15 protein-coding genes and 1 pseudogene are annotated in these 17,064 nt (G+C 70.2%); 11 read left to right on the forward strand and 5 right to left on the reverse strand.

Annotated elements, in window-relative coordinates:
• Nucleotides 1–103: 103 nt before the first annotated feature.
• The 3 genes from gcvT (at nt 104) to BLQ73_RS07255 (ending at nt 3,069) form a co-directional block, all read left to right on the forward strand.
• Nucleotides 104–1,195 (forward strand): glycine cleavage system aminomethyltransferase GcvT, encoded by a 1,092-nt coding sequence (gcvT, locus tag BLQ73_RS07245; protein ID WP_093169685.1) that lies wholly within the window; start codon nt 104–106, stop codon nt 1,193–1,195.
• Nucleotides 1,192–1,581, forward strand: coding sequence for a glycine cleavage system protein GcvH (gene gcvH, locus BLQ73_RS07250; protein ID WP_093169565.1), 390 nt, complete (start codon nt 1,192–1,194; stop codon nt 1,579–1,581). The genes gcvT and gcvH overlap by 4 nt, the downstream gene beginning before the upstream one ends.
• 111 nt (nt 1,582–1,692) lie before the next feature.
• Nucleotides 1,693–3,069, forward strand: a complete 1,377-nt coding sequence (locus BLQ73_RS07255) for an L-serine ammonia-lyase (RefSeq protein ID WP_093169568.1) — start codon at nt 1,693–1,695, stop codon at nt 3,067–3,069.
• A 21-nt stretch (nt 3,070–3,090) separates the two neighbouring features.
• Here the strand turns inward: BLQ73_RS07255 and BLQ73_RS07260 are convergent, their stop codons facing one another.
• The 3 genes and pseudogenes from BLQ73_RS07260 to BLQ73_RS07270 form a co-directional block, all read right to left on the reverse strand.
• Nucleotides 3,091–3,792, reverse strand: a complete 702-nt coding sequence (locus BLQ73_RS07260) for a gamma-glutamyl-gamma-aminobutyrate hydrolase family protein (RefSeq protein ID WP_093169570.1) — start codon at nt 3,790–3,792, stop codon at nt 3,091–3,093.
• Entirely contained in the window at nt 3,792–4,142 is a 351-nt protein-coding gene (locus BLQ73_RS07265; RefSeq protein ID WP_093169572.1) for an SDR family NAD(P)-dependent oxidoreductase, read from the reverse strand. The genes BLQ73_RS07260 and BLQ73_RS07265 overlap by 1 nt, the downstream gene beginning before the upstream one ends.
• A gap of 39 nt (nt 4,143–4,181) precedes the next feature.
• Nucleotides 4,182–4,442 (reverse strand): annotated as a pseudogene (locus BLQ73_RS07270) (aldehyde dehydrogenase family protein); the annotation flags it as partial.
• A 525-nt stretch (nt 4,443–4,967) separates the two neighbouring features.
• Between BLQ73_RS07270 and BLQ73_RS07275 the strand changes: the two are divergent.
• Nucleotides 4,968–5,852, forward strand: a complete 885-nt coding sequence (locus BLQ73_RS07275) for a hypothetical protein (RefSeq protein ID WP_245690861.1) — start codon at nt 4,968–4,970, stop codon at nt 5,850–5,852.
• A 111-nt stretch (nt 5,853–5,963) separates the two neighbouring features.
• Here BLQ73_RS07275 and gad read toward each other — a convergent pair whose 3' ends face one another.
• Nucleotides 5,964–7,331 (reverse strand): glutamate decarboxylase, encoded by a 1,368-nt coding sequence (gad, locus tag BLQ73_RS07280; RefSeq protein WP_245690862.1) that lies wholly within the window; start codon nt 7,329–7,331, stop codon nt 5,964–5,966.
• Nucleotides 7,332–7,646: 315 nt separating this feature from the next.
• On the opposite strand from gad, the gene BLQ73_RS07285 reads away from it, so the two are divergent.
• Both BLQ73_RS07285 and BLQ73_RS07290 read left to right on the forward strand, forming a co-directional pair.
• Nucleotides 7,647–8,117, forward strand: a complete 471-nt coding sequence (locus BLQ73_RS07285) for a hemerythrin domain-containing protein (protein ID WP_093169576.1) — start codon at nt 7,647–7,649, stop codon at nt 8,115–8,117.
• 69 nt (nt 8,118–8,186) lie between these two features.
• On the forward strand, nt 8,187–8,423 hold the full coding sequence (locus BLQ73_RS07290; RefSeq protein ID WP_093169578.1) for a hypothetical protein: 237 nt from the start codon (nt 8,187–8,189) through the stop codon (nt 8,421–8,423).
• Between the two features lie 148 nt (nt 8,424–8,571).
• Here the strand turns inward: BLQ73_RS07290 and BLQ73_RS07295 are convergent, their stop codons facing one another.
• Nucleotides 8,572–10,350 (reverse strand): ABC transporter ATP-binding protein, encoded by a 1,779-nt coding sequence (locus BLQ73_RS07295; protein WP_245690863.1) that lies wholly within the window; start codon nt 10,348–10,350, stop codon nt 8,572–8,574.
• Nucleotides 10,351–10,517: 167 nt separating this feature from the next.
• On the opposite strand from BLQ73_RS07295, the gene hutU reads away from it, so the two are divergent.
• The 5 genes from hutU to hutI all read left to right on the forward strand — a co-directional run bounded on the left by hutU (nt 10,518) and on the right by hutI (nt 16,965).
• Complete coding sequence (gene hutU / locus BLQ73_RS07300; protein ID WP_093169580.1) at nt 10,518–12,173, forward strand: urocanate hydratase; 1,656 nt, start codon at nt 10,518–10,520, stop codon at nt 12,171–12,173.
• 41 nt (nt 12,174–12,214) lie between these two features.
• Nucleotides 12,215–13,075 (forward strand): MurR/RpiR family transcriptional regulator, encoded by an 861-nt coding sequence (locus tag BLQ73_RS07305; protein WP_245690864.1) that lies wholly within the window; start codon nt 12,215–12,217, stop codon nt 13,073–13,075.
• 136 nt (nt 13,076–13,211) lie between these two features.
• Nucleotides 13,212–14,372 (forward strand): allantoate amidohydrolase, encoded by a 1,161-nt coding sequence (locus tag BLQ73_RS07310; protein ID WP_245690865.1) that lies wholly within the window; start codon nt 13,212–13,214, stop codon nt 14,370–14,372.
• Nucleotides 14,369–15,766: a formimidoylglutamate deiminase gene (locus BLQ73_RS07315; RefSeq protein WP_093169687.1), complete on the forward strand. Its 1,398-nt coding sequence runs from the start codon at nt 14,369–14,371 to the stop codon at nt 15,764–15,766. Before BLQ73_RS07310 ends, BLQ73_RS07315 begins: the two co-directional genes overlap by 4 nt.
• Nucleotides 15,763–16,965, forward strand: coding sequence for an imidazolonepropionase (hutI, locus tag BLQ73_RS07320; protein ID WP_093169587.1), 1,203 nt, complete (start codon nt 15,763–15,765; stop codon nt 16,963–16,965). Before BLQ73_RS07315 ends, hutI begins: the two co-directional genes overlap by 4 nt.
• Nucleotides 16,966–17,064: the final 99 nt, after the last annotated feature.

Raw genomic sequence — 17,064 nt, forward strand, 5'->3', positions numbered from 1 at the left:
GTCTCGCCGAAGGTGAAAGTCCAGCAAAAACTGGATGAAACTCTCAGGCACACACGACAGAGGGGGAGGATTCCGACATCTGTCCCTGCCTGAGGTGTTGATCATGTCCAGACCCACGCCGTTGCGTGCCGTCCACGAGAGCCACGGCGCGACGCTGACCGACTTCGCCGGGTGGCTGATGCCCCTGCGCTACGGCAGCGAATCCGTCGAGCACAACGCGGTCCGCACGGCGGCCGGGCTCTTCGACCTGTCCCACATGGGCGAGATCTTCGTGACGGGCCCCGGAGCCGCCGCCGCGCTCGACCACGCCCTCGTCGGCCGGCTGTCGGCCCTCGACCCCGGCCGCGCCAGATACACGATGATCTGCGACGACCGCGGGGGAATCCTCGACGACCTGATCGTCTACCGCCTGGCGGACGAGGAGTTCATGGTCGTGGCCAACGCCTCCAACGCCCCCCTGGTCGCCGACGAGCTGACCGCCAGGGCGCAGGGCTTCGACACCGAGGTCCGCGACCGCTCCGAGGACTACGCGCTCGTCGCGGTGCAGGGACCGCAGGCGGAGACCATTCTCGCCTCGCTGACCGACGCCGACCTGCCGACCCTGAAGTACTACGCCGGCCTGCCCGGCACCGTGGCCGGAATCGAGGCACTCATCGCGCGCACCGGATACACCGGTGAGGATGGCTTCGAGCTGTTCGTCGCCGCGGGCGACGCCGAGCACATCTGGCACACGCTGATGCGCGCCGGCGAGCCGTACGGCTTGCGCCCCGCAGGACTGTCCGCACGCGACACGCTGCGCCTTGAGGCGGGAATGCCGCTCTACGGCAACGAACTGTCGAGGGGGCTCACTCCGTTCGACGCGGGCTTCGGACGTGTGGTGAGGTTTGACAAGCCAGGTGACTTCGTCGGCAGGACCGCCCTTGAACCCCTCAAGGACATCCCGCCCCGCCGCCGCCTGGTCGGACTGATCGCGACCGGCCGCAGAGTGCCCCGGCACGGTTATCCGGTGGTGCTCGCCGCAGGCGGCGACGTCGTCGGCGAGATCACCAGCGGCGCCCCGTCGCAGACCCTCGGCAAACCCATTGCCATGGCTTATGTCGACTCCGGCGCGACCGGCGGGCTCGCGGTGGACATCCGGGGCACGCGCGAGCCGGTCGACCTGGTCGAACTGCCTTTCTACAGGAGGAACAAGTGAGCAGCATTCCCGACGAGCTCAGCTACACCAAGGAGCACGAGTGGGTCGCGGGTCTTGACGACGGCCGCATCGTGACCATCGGCATCACCGCGTTCGCCGCCGAGGCCCTCGGCGATGTGGTCTACGTGCAGCTTCCCGAGGCGGGGGCGGCCGTCGCGGCCGGAGACTCGTGTGGCGAGGTCGAGTCCACCAAGTCGGTGAGCGACATCTTCGCCCCCGTGAACGGTGAGATCGTCGAGGTCAACACCGCCCTTGTGGACGACCCGTCGCTGGTCAACAGCGACCCGTACGGCGAAGGCTGGATGTTCCGCGTGCGCCTTGAGACCGATCCGGACGACCTGCTCAGCGCCGAAGAGTACACCGCGCTGACCCAGAGCCAGACCTGAGCGTCTGAGCACCCCAGCCCAACGCTTCGCCGCCCGCCGGCCCCGCAAGGCCGGCGGGCATGGCCACCCCGAGTGCGCGGGCAGGCTTCGCGCAGGAAAGGCGCAACGACTGTGGCGATCAGCGTCTTCGACCTCTTCAAGATCGGCATCGGCCCTTCGAGCTCGCATACCGGCGGCCCGATGGCCGCCGCCCACAAGTTCGCCCGAGGGTTGCGCGACGACGGTCTGCTGGCGAAGACCGCCGAGGTCACCGTCATCCTGTACGGCTCGCTCGGGCTCACGGGCAAGGGCCACGGAAGCGACAAGGCCGTTCTGCTCGGCCTCTCCGGCGAGAAACCGGAACTCGTCGACGTCGACACCGTGGACGAACGCCTGGCCGCCATGCGGGCCGTCGGCGCCGTCACCCTGTTCGGCGACCACGAGATCCCCTTCGTGGTCGGCGAACACCTGGTGTTCGAACGCAAGCTCAGCCTGCCGCACCACCCCAACGGCATGCTGTTCACCGCCAAGAACGACAGCGGCGGTGTGCTCCGGGAGAAGACCTACTACTCGGTCGGCGGCGGGTTCATCGTCGACGAGTCCGCCACGGGCGCCGACCGGATCAAGGCCGACGACACCGCCCTGCCGTACCCCTTCACCACCGCGGCCGAACTGCTCGCCCACTGCGACGAGACCGGCCTGTCCATCTCCGGCCTCATGCTGGAGAACGAGAAGGCGTTCGGACGCTCCGAGAGCGAGATCCGCGACGGGCTGCTGAACCTGTGGCGGGTCATGTCCGAGTGCGTACGGCGCGGCTGCTCCCGCGAGGGGGTGCTCCCCGGCGGGCTGAAGGTCAGGCGGCGCGCCCACCAGATGCACCGCAGGCTCCAGAGCGAACCCGCCGAGAAAGACCCGCTGCAGACCATGGACTGGGTCACCCTCTTCGCCCTCGCCGTCAACGAGGAGAACGCCGCGGGCGGCAGGATCGTCACCGCCCCCACCAACGGCGCCGCCGGCATCATCCCCGCCGTGCTCACCTACTACGACAGGTTCGTGCCGAAGGCCGACGCCGACGGCGTCATCCGCTTCCTGCTCACCGCCGGCGCCATCGGCGTCCTGTTCAAGGAGAACGCCTCGATCTCCGGCGCGGAGGTCGGCTGCCAGGGCGAGGTCGGATCGGCGTGCTCCATGGCCGCCGCCGGGCTCACCGAGGTCCTCGGCGGCACACCCGCACAGGTCGAGAACGCCGCGGAGATCGGCATCGAGCACAACCTCGGGCTGACCTGCGACCCCATCGGCGGGCTCGTGCAGATCCCGTGCATCGAACGCAACGCGGTGGCCTCCATCAAGGCCATCACCGCGTCCCGCATCGCCCTGCGCGGCGACGGCCGCCACTTCGTCTCCCTGGACAAGGCCATCCGCACCATGAAGGCGACCGGCGCCGACATGCTCAGCAAGTACAAGGAGACCTCGCGCGGCGGCCTCGCCGTCAACGTCATCGAGTGCTGACCCCGGCCGCCGCGGCGGAGGTCAGGCCGACCCGTTGGCCTGGGCGACGAAGGCGTTGAACAGCGACGGGTCGTCGCCGGCTTCCGGGTGCCACTGTACGGCGAGCGCAAAAGGGTGGCCGTCCAGTTCCAGGGCCTCGACCGTGCCGTCCTCGGCCGTGGCGGTGACGGTGAGGCCGTGGCCGAGGCGGTCGGCGGCCTGGTGGTGGTAGTGCGAGCAGTCCAGGAAGTCGCTGCCGGTGATGGCCGCGAGGCGGCTGTCGGGCGCGAGCAGTACGGGAAGTTTGCCGAAGGTGGCGGGGGCCGGTGCGTGGCCTGTGTGGCCGACCAGGTCGGGGAGGTGCTGGTGGAGCGTGCCTCCCATGGCGACGTTGAGCACGTGCAGGCCGCGGCAGATGCCGAGGAAGGGCAGGTCCGACTCCACGGCCCGGCACACGAGCGCGACCTCGGCCTCGTCGCGGAACCTGCGCACGTAGTTGGTCTCCGGGTGAGGCGCCTGGCCGTACCACCTCGGGTCGACGTCGCCGCCTCCGGCGACGATCAGGCCGTCGAGCCGTTCGACCAGCTTGGCGGGGTCGCCCGCCAGCGGGAGCAGGACCGGCTGGCCGCCCGCGTCCACCACCTTGTCGATGTAGGTGAGGGGGAGGAGCGCGGAGGGCACGTGCCAGGTGGCGAAGCTCGCGGTCTCGATGTAGCAGGTGATGCCGATGAGGGGGCGGTTCATCACGCGCCCAGCGGAGTTACGTAGGCCCCTGAGATGCCCCCGTCGACGAGGAACTGGGAGGCGGTCGAGTCGTCGTCGGGAGGGGAGATGCCCGCGTTGTCGAACGCGATGTCAACGCTCCCAAAGGTCGTGTGCGCCGTCTCGAACATGCCGGCGACCTCCGCCTCGACGGTCACGTCGGCCCGGACGAACAGCCCGTCCACCTCGCGCGCGGCCTTCTCCCCGGCGGAGGCGTCGATGTCCACGCGGACCACACGCGCCCCTTCCGAGGCGAACCGCCTCGCCGAGGCCAGGCCGATCCCGCTCCCCGCTCCGGTGATGACCGCGACCCGGTCCTGAAGACGGTGCATGTCTCTTGTCGCTCCCGAGGATGAAGATCGTCATTCTTCTCATTGGTCGGAAATGAAGACGTTCTTGGTCTCGCTGAAGACGGCGAGTGCGTCGGGTCCGAGTGTTCGGCCGAGTACCGACTCCTTGCATCCGCCGAAAGGGGTCCAATAGCGCACCGACGAGTGGGAGTCGACCGACAGAGCACCCGCCTCGACGGCACGGGCCACGCGTAGCGCGCGGCCCATGTTCCGGGTCCAGATCGACCCGGACAGACCGTACCGCGTGTCCTTGGCCACGCGCACGGCCTCGTCCTCGGCCTCGGTCTTGTCCTTGTCCTCGGCGCCGTGCCGTGCCACCTCGTCGAGGAAGTGACGCGCGGACAGGCGTTCGCCCTGGAGTCTGCCCTGCATGTCGGCGATCGCCGGCACCACGGTGTCGATGCGACCGGCCGCCACCTCAACGCTCAGTTCCTCGACCGTGAGCGTCCCCGCCACGTCGTTCTCCTCGCGAAGACCATGGGCCAATTGTCAGACCTCTGAGGTTTACCCGTACTTCTTCACCCGCAGCAACCTCAGCCCCAAAATCGCCTATCTTGACGATCTACACAAGTCAGCTGTGGCACCCTGACCAGCATCCTGGTCTGGCCATGTCGGTTTTTCGGGGATTTCTGGCCTGATCATTGCGTTATCCCTTCCAAATGAGCTTCTTTGATGCTGAGGCCCGAGACATCCATCGACAGCGGTATGCGACTTCTAGTCATGGTCGAGGTGGGCAAAGGGGGCATCGTCTCCCGGCATGATGAGATGCTCAGCGGGCCGTAACATCAGTAACGGGGCGAATGGCTTATGGGGGATTGGTTCCAAGAGCGTGTCATCGAGACCGAACGGCTGCCGCTGTTCTGCTTCTTTGTGGCGCTCATCGTGGCGTTCGTATTCACCCGCATCAACGTGCGGCTGATCAGGGCCAACGTGCGATGGTGGTTCAAGAACGTCAACGTGGGCGACGTGCACGTCCACCATGTCGTGTTCGGCGTGGTGCTCATGCTCGTAGGCGGCGTGGCGGGCCTCATCACCTCCGGGGTGTCGTCCGGCTGGTTCGCCGTCACAGCGGCCGTCTTCGGCGTCGGCGCGGCCCTGGTGCTGGATGAATTCGCCCTGATCCTGCACCTGCGGGACGTCTACTGGTCCGAAGAAGGGCGCACTTCCGTCGACGCGGTGTTCGTCGCCGTCGCCATGACCGGCCTGCTGCTGCTCGGCCTGCGCCCCCTCGGCTGGGAGACGCCCGACGGCACCGCCGAAGGGGCGTGGATCGCCGTCGGCCTCATCGCGGCCAACCTCGTCCTCGCGATCGTCACGCTGCTCAAAGGCAAAATCTGGACCGGCCTCGTCGGGCTGTTCGTGCCATTCCTGCTGATCATCGGAGCGATCCGCCTGGCCCGCCCCGGATCCCCCTGGGCGCACTGGTTCTTCGCGCTCAACTCCAATCGCCCTCGCCCGGGCAAGTGGGCCAAAGCCGTACACCGCGAGGAACGGCTGCGCCGCCCCGTCATCCGCGCCAAGATCTCCTTCCAGGAGTTCCTGTCCGGCCGCCACGACCTCCCCTCGCCCATCCGCCGCCTGTCCGCCCACATCCAGGACACGGTCGGCGAACTGCACCGCGGCGCCTCGCGCTCCGAGCACGGGCACGGGCACGGGCACGAGAGCTCCACCCGTTCGCGCAGGCCCCGGTGACATGATCGGCATCTTCGCCTGGCGTGGACCGAGGACATCGAACTGCACCGCGTCGAGGACGGCGACCTTGACGCGGCCGACTTCGACGCGGAGGGCATGATCCGGTGTTCCTCAGTGGTGGAAGCCTGTGCGTCGGGCAGGGGAGGCGGGGCCGGTGGTGAGACGCGACAGGGCCCACCGCAGGTCGGCGACGAGCAGGGAGACGCGGTCGCGGCTCACGCCGTGCCGGATGAGCGCCCGCTGGACGACGGTCCGGTCCCGAGCGGCGGGCAGCGGATAGGTGGGCACCTGCCAGCCGCGCATGCGCAGGGTGTCCGACAGGTCATACAGCGAGAACGGCTCCGCCGGGTCGGCCAGGGTGTAGCTGACGCCAGGTACGGCCCCCCGGCCGTCGTGGACGAGGGTGAAACGGCCGGTCGCGGCGAGTTCGTCGGCGAGGTAGGCCGCCGTGTCGAGACACACCTGCTGGACGGCGCGGTAGCCGTCGCGGCCGAGTCGCAGCATCGTGTAGTACTGCGCGATCACCTCGGAGCCGGGACGGCTGAAGTTCAGCGCGAACGTGGGCATGCTCCCGCCCAGATAGTCCACCTGGAAGACCAGCTCGTCCGGCAGGCAGGACGGCTCGCGCCACACGATCCACCCGACGCCCAGCGGCGCCAAGCCGTACTTATGGCCTGAGGCGTTGATCGAGGCGACCCTGGACAGGCGGAAATCCCAGACCAGGTCGGGCTGGACGAACGGCGCCACGAACCCGCCGCTCGCGGCGTCCACATGGATCGGGACGTCGAGCCCGGTGTCCCGCTCGACGGCGTCCAACTCGGCGGCGATCTCGGCTACCGGCTCGTAGGCGCAGGTGAACGTGACGCCGAGGATCGCCACCACGCCGATGGTGTTCTCGTCGACGTGCTCCCTGAGCTGGTGGGGCCGCAACCCGGTCGCGCCCTCCTCCAATGGCACCTGGCGCAGCTCCACGTCGAAGTAACGGGCGAACTTCTCCCAGCACACCTGCACCGGGCCGCACACCAGGTTCGGCCGGTCCGCCGGAAGGCCCGCCTTGATCCGGCGTTCGCGCCAGCGCCGCTTGAGCGCCAGCCCGCCCAGCATCGCGGCCTCGCTCGACCCTGTCGTGGAACACCCGACCGCGCTGTGGTCGTGCGGCGCGTGCCACAGGTGGGCCAGGATGTGCACGCATCGCGACTCGATCTCCGCCGTCCGCGGATACTCATCCTTGTCGATCATGTTCTTGTCGATGTTCTCGTTCATCAGCCTGTGCACCTCGGGCTCGCTCCACGTGGTGCAGAACGTTGCGAGGTTCTGCGCCGCGTCGCCGTCGAGGGCGAGCTCCGAACTGACCAGCTCATACACCTCGCGCGGGTCGGACGACCACTGCGGCATCCGAAAGCGGGGGAGCGGCTGCCGGCTCAGCGGCGCCGCATAGACGTCCGCGAACCTGTCCCTCTCCGTCTTGTGCAGTGCCACTGTGACCCCCCATCGCTCGGTCGCCTGTCGGCGACGTCGTGATCGTGGCGTCGCACGGGGGCGCGAGCGCGTAGCCCGCTCTGCGGCGGCGGTCATTTTTGCCCATTCCCAAAACCGCCATGACCAAGGGGGCCTCCGGGAGCGCGCGCCTGCGTGGCTCCGTACTCGCGCGCCTGCGTGGCTCCGTACTGAGGTGGGTGAGGATGTGGGCTACCCTGCAACGAGCGTCGCGTGCCGGTGGCAGATCGTGTCAGGCATGGAGGCGTGGGACATGAAGGAGCACGACGATGACCCCGTCGTTCCCTTCGCCCTCTCGTGACTGAGGGCGAGAAGACCAGGCTGATCGCCTGGAGCCGCGAAATGCGTGCCGTTCACGAGCGCCTTCGCGAAGCCTTGCGTGTGACGCGCGCCGCGGTGGACGACGGCGAAGCGGCCGAACCGGCGACTCGGGATCTCCTGCTGTTCTGTCACGGCTTCTGCGCCGCGCTGACCGGGCACCATGAGGGCGAGGACCGCGAACTGTTCCCCGCGATCGCCGCAGCGCATCCCGGACTGCGCGAGACATTGAGGCGCCTGGAGCAGGATCACTCCATGATCGCGCACCTGCTGACCGGTGTGCAGGCCGCAGTGGACCGGGCCGCGTCCCCGGCCGAACTCGGTCGGCACCTTGAGGGGATCGCGGCGATCATGGAGAGCCACTTCCGCTATGAGGAGCGTCGGCTGCTTACGGTGCTCGAAACCCTCACATTGGACGCAGCCCCGCATGATGTCCTGGGGCCGCTGTGAGCCGCACCGTGAGCACGGTGGGCGGCCACCGGTTGACCTGGCGAAAGTGGTCAAAATACGTTGACGTCTATGAACGATGTACAGGTGACGCGTCTCGCCGCTCTCGCTCACGGTGACGATCCGCTGGAGGCCCTGCGTGCCGCGGCCGAGCTTCAGCGCGAGGCCGCCCGGTTGGAGGCGGTCCAGGTGCGTCGTGCCCGTGTCCAGGGGCGGACCTGGGCCGAGATCGCCGAGGCGCTGGGCGTCAGCAAGCAGGCCGTGCACAAGAAGTACGGCGGGAGCGGGCTGTTCCGGGCCAAGGACTAGTTCTCCGGCGTCGCGGCGGGGGGCGTCGCGGGGGTGGGCGCCGTCGCGCACGGCCCGCCGGGGCGGGCGGCGGGGCCGTGCGGGCCGTGCCGTACGGGGTGCCGTACGGCGGGCCGTGGTGAGGGCCGGGCGTCGGGCGGGCGGGGTGTCAGGCCGGGTCGGTGTGGGCGGCCATGGGCCGCATGGCCTCGGTGCCGGTGAGGAACTGGGTGGTGGCCAGTTCGCGGTAGAGGTCGTCCCGGTCGAGTAGTTCGCTGTGGCTGCCGATGGCGCGGACTTCGCCGGCTTCGAGCACGACGATGCGGTCGGCTGTGGTGACGGTGGAGAGCCGGTGGGCGATGACGAGGACGGTGGTGGTGCCGGCGACTTCCTCGATGACGTCGCGGAGCCGCAGTTCGTTGACGGCGTCGAGCTGGGAGGTCGCCTCGTCGAGGAGTAGCAGCCGGGGCTTGCGGAGGAGTGCGCGGGCGATGGCGACGCGCTGGCGTTCGCCTCCGGACAGCATTTGGCCGCGGTGTCCGACGGCGGTGTCGAGTCCTTCGGGGAGGCGCTGGACGAGCTCGGTGAGTTGGGTGCGGCGCAGGACGTCGGCGATGTCGTCGTCGGTGGCGTCGGGGTTTCCGAAGACGAGGTTGTCGCGGAGGCTCCCGGCGAGGACGGGCGCGTCCTGTTCGACGTAGCCGAGTGAGCGGCGCAGGTCCGGCAGGGGGAGGTCCGGCAGGGGGCGCCCGTCGAGGGTGATGGTGCCTGAGCTGGGCTCGTAGAACCTTTCCAGCAGGGCGAACATGGTGGATTTGCCGGCGCCGGAGGGGCCGACGAGGGCGGTCATGCCTCCGGCGGGCACGGTGAAGGTGATGCCGTTGAGCGCCGGTGAGCGTTCGGTGTCGTACTGGAAGTGGACGTTGTCGAGGGTGACGGTCGCCGGGGCGGTGGGTCTTGGGGCGGTGTCCTCGACGGGGGCGACGGGCTCGGCCGGCAGGTCTTCGATTTCGCGGAGGCGGGTGACGGCGGCGAGTCCGGTCTGGAGTTGGGTGACACCGTTGACGAGTTGGCTGATGGGGCCGGTCAGGTAGAAGAGGTAGAGCAGGAACGCGATGAGCGACGAGACGGGGAGTGTGCCGGAGGCGACACGCATGCCGCCGACGCCGAGGACGGCGAGGAAGGAGAGCTGTACGGCGAGCATGGTGGAGGCGCCGGTGAGCGACCTCCACCCGGCGGCCGACACGCCTTTGCGCCACGCTGTGTGCGCGGCGCCGCGCACGGCCTCGGTCTCGCGCTGTTCGGCTCCGGCGGCTTTGACGGTGCGGAACGCCTGGAGCGCTCGGTCGAGGGTGGCTGCCATGTCGCCGAGCGCCGTCTGGGCTTGGGCGGTGGTGCGGTTGATGCGCGGCATCACGACCATGGTGAGCACGCCGATGACGACCAGCACGCCGAGGGTGACGCCGAGGAGGACGGCGTCCATGTAGGCCATGAAGGCGATGCAGCCGATCAGCATGAGCGACGCGGTGATGGCGTCGGTGACGCCGCTGGTGCAGACGGCGCGCAGCAGGGTGCTGTCGGCGGTGACCCGGGACAGCAGGTCGCCGGGTTTGAGGCGGTCGACGTCGGGGACGCGCAGGCGCAGCATGCGGCTGACGAGCCGCAGCCGGGCGTTCAGCACGATGGTTTCGGCGGTGCGCTCCAGGACGTAGGCGCCGAGGGCGCCGAGGGCCGCGCCGACGATGACGAGGATGGTGAGGGTGACGATGGGGCCGACCATCGACCCGCCGACCTGGAAGGTGTCGATGACGCTCTTGGCGAGGAGCGGTTCGGCCAGGCCCGCCATGCCGCCGATGAATCCGAGCAGGCCGCCGAGGACGAGCTTCCATTTCTGGGGTCGGATGTGGACCAGCAGCAGCCGCCACGATCCTTTCGCAGGAGCGTTCACGTCTTTCGAACGGAAGGCGCGTACCATCGCGTTCCCGTCGAACGCCACTCAAATACCAAAGATACACACGCTCCCCACCAAAGTCGCAGCCTAGGTATCCGTTGCATTTCAGAGCGAGGCAGCGTTGAATACTTCCATTCAGTTTCGATGCTGTGGGAGGTCATGCCATGGGCGGCAGCCGGATCGTGCGCGCGCCAAGGGGAACCACGTTGAGCGCGAAGGGCTGGCCGCAGGAGGCCGCCCTGCGCATGATTCAGAACAACCTCGACCCGGAGGTGGCCGAGCATCCCGAGCAGCTCGTGGTGTACGGGGGTTCTGGCAAGGCGGCTCGCGACTGGGCGTCCTTCGACGCGATCACCCGCACCCTGCGCGATCTGGAGGGCGACGAGACGCTGCTGGTGCAGTCGGGCCGCCCCGTCGGGGTCTTCCGCACGCACGAGTGGGCGCCGCGGGTGCTCATCGCCAACTCCAACCTCGTGCCCGACTGGGCGGACTGGGAGGAGTTCCGGCGGTTGGAGAGCGCCGGGCTGACGATGTACGGGCAGATGACCGCGGGTTCGTGGATCTACATCGGCACGCAGGGCATCCTGCAAGGCACCTACGAGACGTTCGCCGCCGTCGCCGCCAAGCGCTTCGGCGGCTCCCTGGCCGGCACGATCACGCTCACCGCCGGGCTGGGCGGCATGGGCGGGGCGCAGCCGCTGGCGGTGACCATGAACGGCGGCGTGGCGATCTGCATCGACTGCGATCCGCGCTCGATCGAGCGGCGCATCGAGCACCGCTACCTGGACGTGAAGGCGTCCGACCTGGACGAGGCCCTGGCCCTGGCCTACGAGGCCCGCGACGCGCGGCGCCCGCTGTCGATCGGGGTGGAGGCCAACGCGGCCTTGGCCGTACCGGAGCTGCTGGCGCGGGGCGCGGAGATCGACATTGTGACGGACCAGACGTCGGCGCACGACCCGCTGATGTACCTGCCGCTCGGCATGCCGTTCGAGGACATGGCGGCGGAGCGGGAGAAGGACCCGGCGGGCTTCACCCGCCGTGCGCGCGAGTCGATGGCGCGGCACGTGGAGGCAATGGTGGGGTTCGCCGACGCGGGCGCGGAGGTGTTCGACTACGGCAACTCGATCCGGGGCGAGGCGTCGATCGCGGGATACACGCGGGCGTTCGACTTCCCGGGGTTCGTCCCCGCCTACATCCGCCCGCTGTTCTGTGAGGGCAAGGGCCCGTTCCGGTGGGCCGCGCTGTCGGGCGAGCCCGAGGACATCGCCAAGACCGACCGTGCCGTCCTAGAGCTCTTCCCCGACAACGAGCCGCTGGCCCGCTGGATCCGCATGGCCGAGCAGCGGGTCCACTTCCAGGGGCTGCCCGCCCGCATCTGCTGGCTCGGGTACGGCGAGCGCGACGTGGCCGGGGAGCGCTTCAACGACATGGTGGCGTCGGGCGAGCTGCGGGCGCCGCTGGTGATCGGGCGTGATCACCTGGACTGCGGTTCGGTGGCGTCGCCGTACCGCGAGACCGAGGGCATGGCCGACGGGTCGGACGCGATCGCCGACTGGCCGCTGCTGAACGCGATGCTCAACGTGGCGTCGGGCGCGGCGTGGGTGTCGATCCACCACGGCGGAGGGGTGGGCATCGGGCGTTCCATCCACGCGGGCCAGGTGACGGTGGCCGACGGCACGCCGCTCGCCGGGGAGAAGCTCCGCCGGGTGCTGACGAACGACCCCGGCATGGGGGTGATCCGGCACGTGGACGCGGGTTACGAGCGGGCGTCGGACGTGGCCGGTGAGCGAGGAGTCCGCGTGCCGATGCGTGAGTCATGAGCGGTCTACGGGATACGGACCTACCTATATGGTCGGAAAGCGTGGGGGATGGACTTCAGCGGCTCCTCGCCGGTAAGCGGCTGTCGCCGACACAGCGGCGCATCGCGCACTATCTGTCGGGTCACCTGCATGAGGCGGTATTCCTGTCCAGCGTCGAACTGGCCGAGCGGGCGGGGGTCAGCCAGCCGTCGGTGACGCGGTTCGCGACGGCGCTCGGCTTCGCCGGATACCCGGAGCTGCGCAACGCGCTGCGCCCCCTGGTCGTCGCCGGTCCGTGGGGGCTGCCCGCCTCCGCGGCGGCGGGCAAGGACGAAGAGGTGGAGCTGGCGCGCGAGGCGCTCGGCGGGGAGATCGCGAACCTGACGCGGGTGCGCGACCGGCTCGCCGGGGAGCTGGGCGAACGGGTGCGTTCCCTGGGGGCCTCGCTGGCGGCGGCGGAACCGCTGCCGGTGCTGGGGCTGCGTGTGTCGTCGGGACTCGCGACCGGGTTCGCGTACTACGCGCGGCGCATCCACCCGGATGTGCGGCTGCTCGTCCACGGCGGCTCGGAGCTGCACGACCGCCTGCACACCGCCCGCCGGGCGGGCGCGGAGTGGCTGCTCGCCGTGGTGCTGCCGCGCTACCCGGTCGAAACGGTGCAGGCGTTGCAGTTCGCGCGCTCGATCGGTCTGCGCATCGCGGTGATCACCGACTCGGCCGAGGTGCCGTTCCCCGCCGATGTCGTGCTCGACGCCCCGGTGGGCGACCGGCTGGTCTTCGACTCGCACGCGGCGCCCCTGGTGCTGGCGATGCTGCTGGTGGAGGCCATGGCCGACGCGCTGCCGCTGCGCACCCAGGCCAGACTGGAGGAGCACGAGCGCATGACCGACGCCACGGGCGTCTTCCTCCAGCCCGGCGGCTGAAGGCGGTGCGTCTCGGCGTCTCGGCGTCTCGGCGAGAGCCCGGGGCGCTGGAGGCACTCCCGCATCAACTGCACCTGTGGTCTCCCTGTGTTTCTGGGCTTCCTTGTGAATGAGGTCATTCACTAGAGTGAGAGACGTGTTGGAGGCGTTGGCGGACATCGGTCAAGATCGTGGAACCGGCGGATACACCAGGGATGCCTGGTCACCCGCCGACCTGGAGTTGCGTGCCTGGTTCGGGCAGGAGGCGGAGCGGCGGGGCCTCGACCTCACGGCCGACCGCAACGGCAACATGTGGGCGTGGTGGGGCGACCCCGACGCCGAGCCGGGCGTCGTCACCGGCAGCCACCTCGACTCCGTGCGCCAGGGCGGCGCCTTCGACGGCCCGCTCGGCGTCGCGTCGGCCTTCGCGGCGATCGACGGGCTGCGCGCCCGCGGGGTGACCCCGGCCAGGCCGCTCGGGGTGGTGTGCTTCACCGACGAGGAGGGCGCGAGGTTCGGCGTCCCCTGCATAGGGTCGCGGCTGCTCACCGGCGTGCTCGCCCCCGACAGGGCGCGCGGGCTGCGCGACGACGAGGGCGACACCATGGCCGACGTGCTGCGCCGCGCCGGCAGGGACCCGGAGGTGCTCGGCCGCGACGAGAAGACCCTCGCCCGCGTCAAGGTCTTCGTGGAGCTCCACGTGGAACAGGGGCGCGCGCTCGTGGACCGCGATGCCGCGGTGGGTGTGGGAAGCGCCATCTGGCCGCACGGCCGGTGGCGCTTCGATTTCCGCGGCAGGGCCGACCACGCCGGCACCACGCGTCTCGCCGACAGGGACGATCCGATGCTGCCGTTCGCGCACGCGGTCCTCACGGCGCGCGTGGCGGCCGAGCGGCACGGTGTGCTCGCGACCTTCGGCAAGGTGCGGGTGTCCCCGGGCAACGCCAACGCCATCCCCGGCCAGGTGTCGGCGTGGCTGGACGCCCGCGGAGCCGGCGAGCGGGCGGTGAGGGAGCTCGTGTCCGAGCTGGCCCTCGGGTCGGGGGCCGCGGTGAGCGAGGAGTCCTGGACCCCGGTCGTCGACTTCGACGTGCCGCTGCGCGACCGCATCGCCGCGCTCCTCGGCGGCGTCCCGATCCTCCCGACGGGGGCCGGGCACGACGCGGGCATCCTGTCCGCCGCCGGGGTGCCGAGCGCCATGCTCTTCGTCCGCAATCCCACAGGCGTCTCGCATTCTCCCGCCGAGCACGCCGAACCGGTCGACTGCCGGGCAGGAGTCGACGCCCTCACATCGGTCATGGAGGCGCTGTGCAGATGACGGCATCGAAGACGGAGGACACCGGCCCCGGCGGCGCGGTCACCGCGTACTGGTGCGAGCTCGCGTGGCTTCCTCCCGGTGAGATCGCCGAGGGGGTGCTCGTCACCGTGGCGGAGGGCAGGTTCAGCGACATCGTGCGCGATGTGCCCGCGCCGCCGCCGGGGGCCGAGCGGCTCGCCGGCCTCACCCTGCCCGGCCTCGCCAACGCGCACTCCCACGCCTTCCACCGCGCCCTGCGCGGCCACACCCACGACTGCGCCGCCGAGCCGGGGGAGGCGACGTTCTGGACGTGGCGCGAGCAGATGTACGGCGTGGCCGGCAGGCTCGACCCCGACTCCTACCTGGCGCTGGCCCGCGCGACCTACGCGGAGATGGCCCTGGCGGGGATCACGAGCGTGGCGGAGTTCCACTACCTGCACCATGGCCCGGACGGCATGTCGTACGCCGACCCCAACGCCATGGGGCACGCGCTCGTGCAGGCCGCGATGGAGGCGGGGCTGCGCATCTCGCTCCTCGACACCTGCTATCTCAGCGGCGGGGTGGGCGTCCCGCTGACCGGCGTGCAGCGGCGCTTCGGCGACGGAGACGCCGAGCGCTGGGCGATCCGCGCGGAGGCCCTGGCCGCCGCCTACAAGGGGGAGCCGGCCGTCGAGGTCGGCGCCGCCATCCACTCGGTCCGGGCGGTGGCCCCCGAGCAGATGCGCCTCGTCGTCGCCTTCTCGGACCATCACGCCGTGCCGCTGCACGCCCACGTGTCCGAGCAGCGCGCGGAGAACGCCGCCTGCGTGGAGATGTACTCCGCGAGTCCGGTCCAGGTGCTCCACGAGCACGGCGCGCTCGGGCCGCGTTCCACCGCGGTCCACGCCACCCACCTGTCCGATGTGGACATCGCGCTGCTCGGCCAGTCGAGCACCCACATCTGCATGTGCCCGACCACCGAACGCGATCTGGCCGACGGCATCGGCCAGGCCCGCGCCCTGTTCGAGGCGGGCGCCCCAATCACCCTCGGCACCGACAGCAACGCGGTCATCGACCTGTTCGAGGAGGCCCGGGCGGTCGAGTTCGGTGAGCGCCTGGCCACCGAGCGCCGCTGCCACTGGACGGCGGCGGAGCTCCTCACCGCGGCCACCTCCACCGGCCATGCCTCCCTGGGTTTCCCCGACGGCGGCACCCTGTGTCCGGGTGCCTGGGCGGATCTGGTCTCGGTCCGCCTGGACTCCGTCCGTACGGCGGGAGCCGACCCGGCCCGGGCCGTCGAGACCGTCGTGTTCGCCGCGACGGCGGCCGACGTGCACAGCGTCGTGTCGGGCGGGCGCCGTGTGGTGAGCGAGGGACGGCATGTCCTCGGTGACGTGGGCGCCATGCTGAGTGAGGCGATCGGACAGGTGCGATGACGGGGGAGTGGCCGGTGGCCGGGGAGACTTCAGTGGATGTGAGGACGTCGGTGACGTCGGTGCTGTTCGACCGCATCGGGCTGCTCTATACCGGCGACCCGGTCCGTGAGGAGATGACGGACGCGGCCGTGGTCGTCGAGGGAGGCCACGTGGCGTGGGTCGGGGAGTCCGCGGGCGCGCCCGCGGCCGACGAGCGCGTGGACGTCGGGGGTGGCTGCGTCCTGCCGGGGTTCGTGGACTCCCACGCCCATCTGGTGTTCGCCGGCGAGCGCAGCGCGGAGTTCGCGGCCCGGATGTCCGGCCGGCCGTACACCGCGGGCGGCATCCAGTCGACGGTGGCGGCGACGCGGGCGGCGGGGGACGAGGTGCTGGCGGCGCGGACGGCGGCCCTGGTGGGCGAGATGCTCGCGCAGGGCACGACGACCGTGGAGATCAAGAGCGGCTACGGCCTGACGGTGGAGGACGAGCGGCGCTCCCTGGAGATCGCGTCGCGGTTCACCGGCGAGACGACGTTCCTGGGCGCGCATGTCGTGCCGAGGGGGATGGCGGCCGACGACTACGTGGGTCTGGTCACCGGGCCGATGCTTTCAGCGTGCGCGCCCCACGCGCGATGGGTGGACGTGTTCTGCGAGCGGGGGGCGTTCGACGGCGAGCAGGCCAGGGAGATCCTCACGGCGGGGGTGAAGGCCGGCCTGGCGCCGAGGGTCCACGCGAACCAGCTCGGCCACGGGCCGGGGGTCCGCATCGCCTGCGAGGTCGGCGCCGCGTCGGCGGACCACTGCACGCATCTGACCGACGACGACGTCGAGGCGCTCGCCATGTCCGAGACGGTGGCGACGCTCCTGCCGGGCGCGGAGTTCTCGACGCGCTCCCCGTATCCCGAGGCGCGGCGCCTGCTCGACGCGGGCGCGACGGTGGCGATCGCGACGGACTGCAACCCGGGCTCGTCGTATACGTCCTCGATGCCTTTCTGTATCGCGCTCGCCGTCCGGGAGATGCGGATGACCCCGCTGGAGGCCGTGCGGGCGGCGACGCGGGGCGGGGCGCGTGCGCTTCGCCGTACGGATGTGGGGGCGCTGACGCCGGGTTCGCGGGCCGATCTTGTTGTGTTGGACGCACCTTCTTATGTGCACATCGCTTATCGTCCGGGGGTGCCATTGGTGCGACAGGTGTGGCGTTCGGGGGCGCGCGTGGCATAACGCTCTGACCTGCTGATTCGTCGAAAGTCTCGATGGTCATCCTCCTCTGGTAGGAATCACAGACCGTTCTCCAGGCGTACTTTCTTCGGGAATCTTTGC

It is taken from the genome of Sinosporangium album (assembly GCF_900100605.1).
GTDB classification, from domain to species: domain Bacteria; phylum Actinomycetota; class Actinomycetes; order Streptosporangiales; family Streptosporangiaceae; genus Sinosporangium; species Sinosporangium album.

Bases quoted from the DNA above. Each gene is read 5' to 3' on its own strand.
- hutI (WP_093169587.1), top strand. From the start codon at position 15,763: ATGACGGGGGAGTGGCCGGTGGCCGGGGAGACTTCAGTGGATGTGAGG.
- BLQ73_RS07290 (WP_093169578.1), top strand. From the start codon at position 8,187: ATGAACGATGTACAGGTGACGCGTCTCGCCGCTCTCGCTCACGGTGAC.
- BLQ73_RS07315 (WP_093169687.1), top strand. From the start codon at position 14,369: ATGACGGCATCGAAGACGGAGGACACCGGCCCCGGCGGCGCGGTCACC.
- BLQ73_RS07265 (WP_093169572.1), bottom strand. From the start codon at position 4,142: ATGCACCGTCTTCAGGACCGGGTCGCGGTCATCACCGGAGCGGGGAGC.
- hutU (WP_093169580.1), top strand. From the start codon at position 10,518: ATGGGCGGCAGCCGGATCGTGCGCGCGCCAAGGGGAACCACGTTGAGC.
- BLQ73_RS07275 (WP_245690861.1), top strand. From the start codon at position 4,968: ATGGGGGATTGGTTCCAAGAGCGTGTCATCGAGACCGAACGGCTGCCG.
- BLQ73_RS07260 (WP_093169570.1), bottom strand. From the start codon at position 3,792: ATGAACCGCCCCCTCATCGGCATCACCTGCTACATCGAGACCGCGAGC.
- gcvT (WP_093169685.1), top strand. From the start codon at position 104: ATGTCCAGACCCACGCCGTTGCGTGCCGTCCACGAGAGCCACGGCGCG.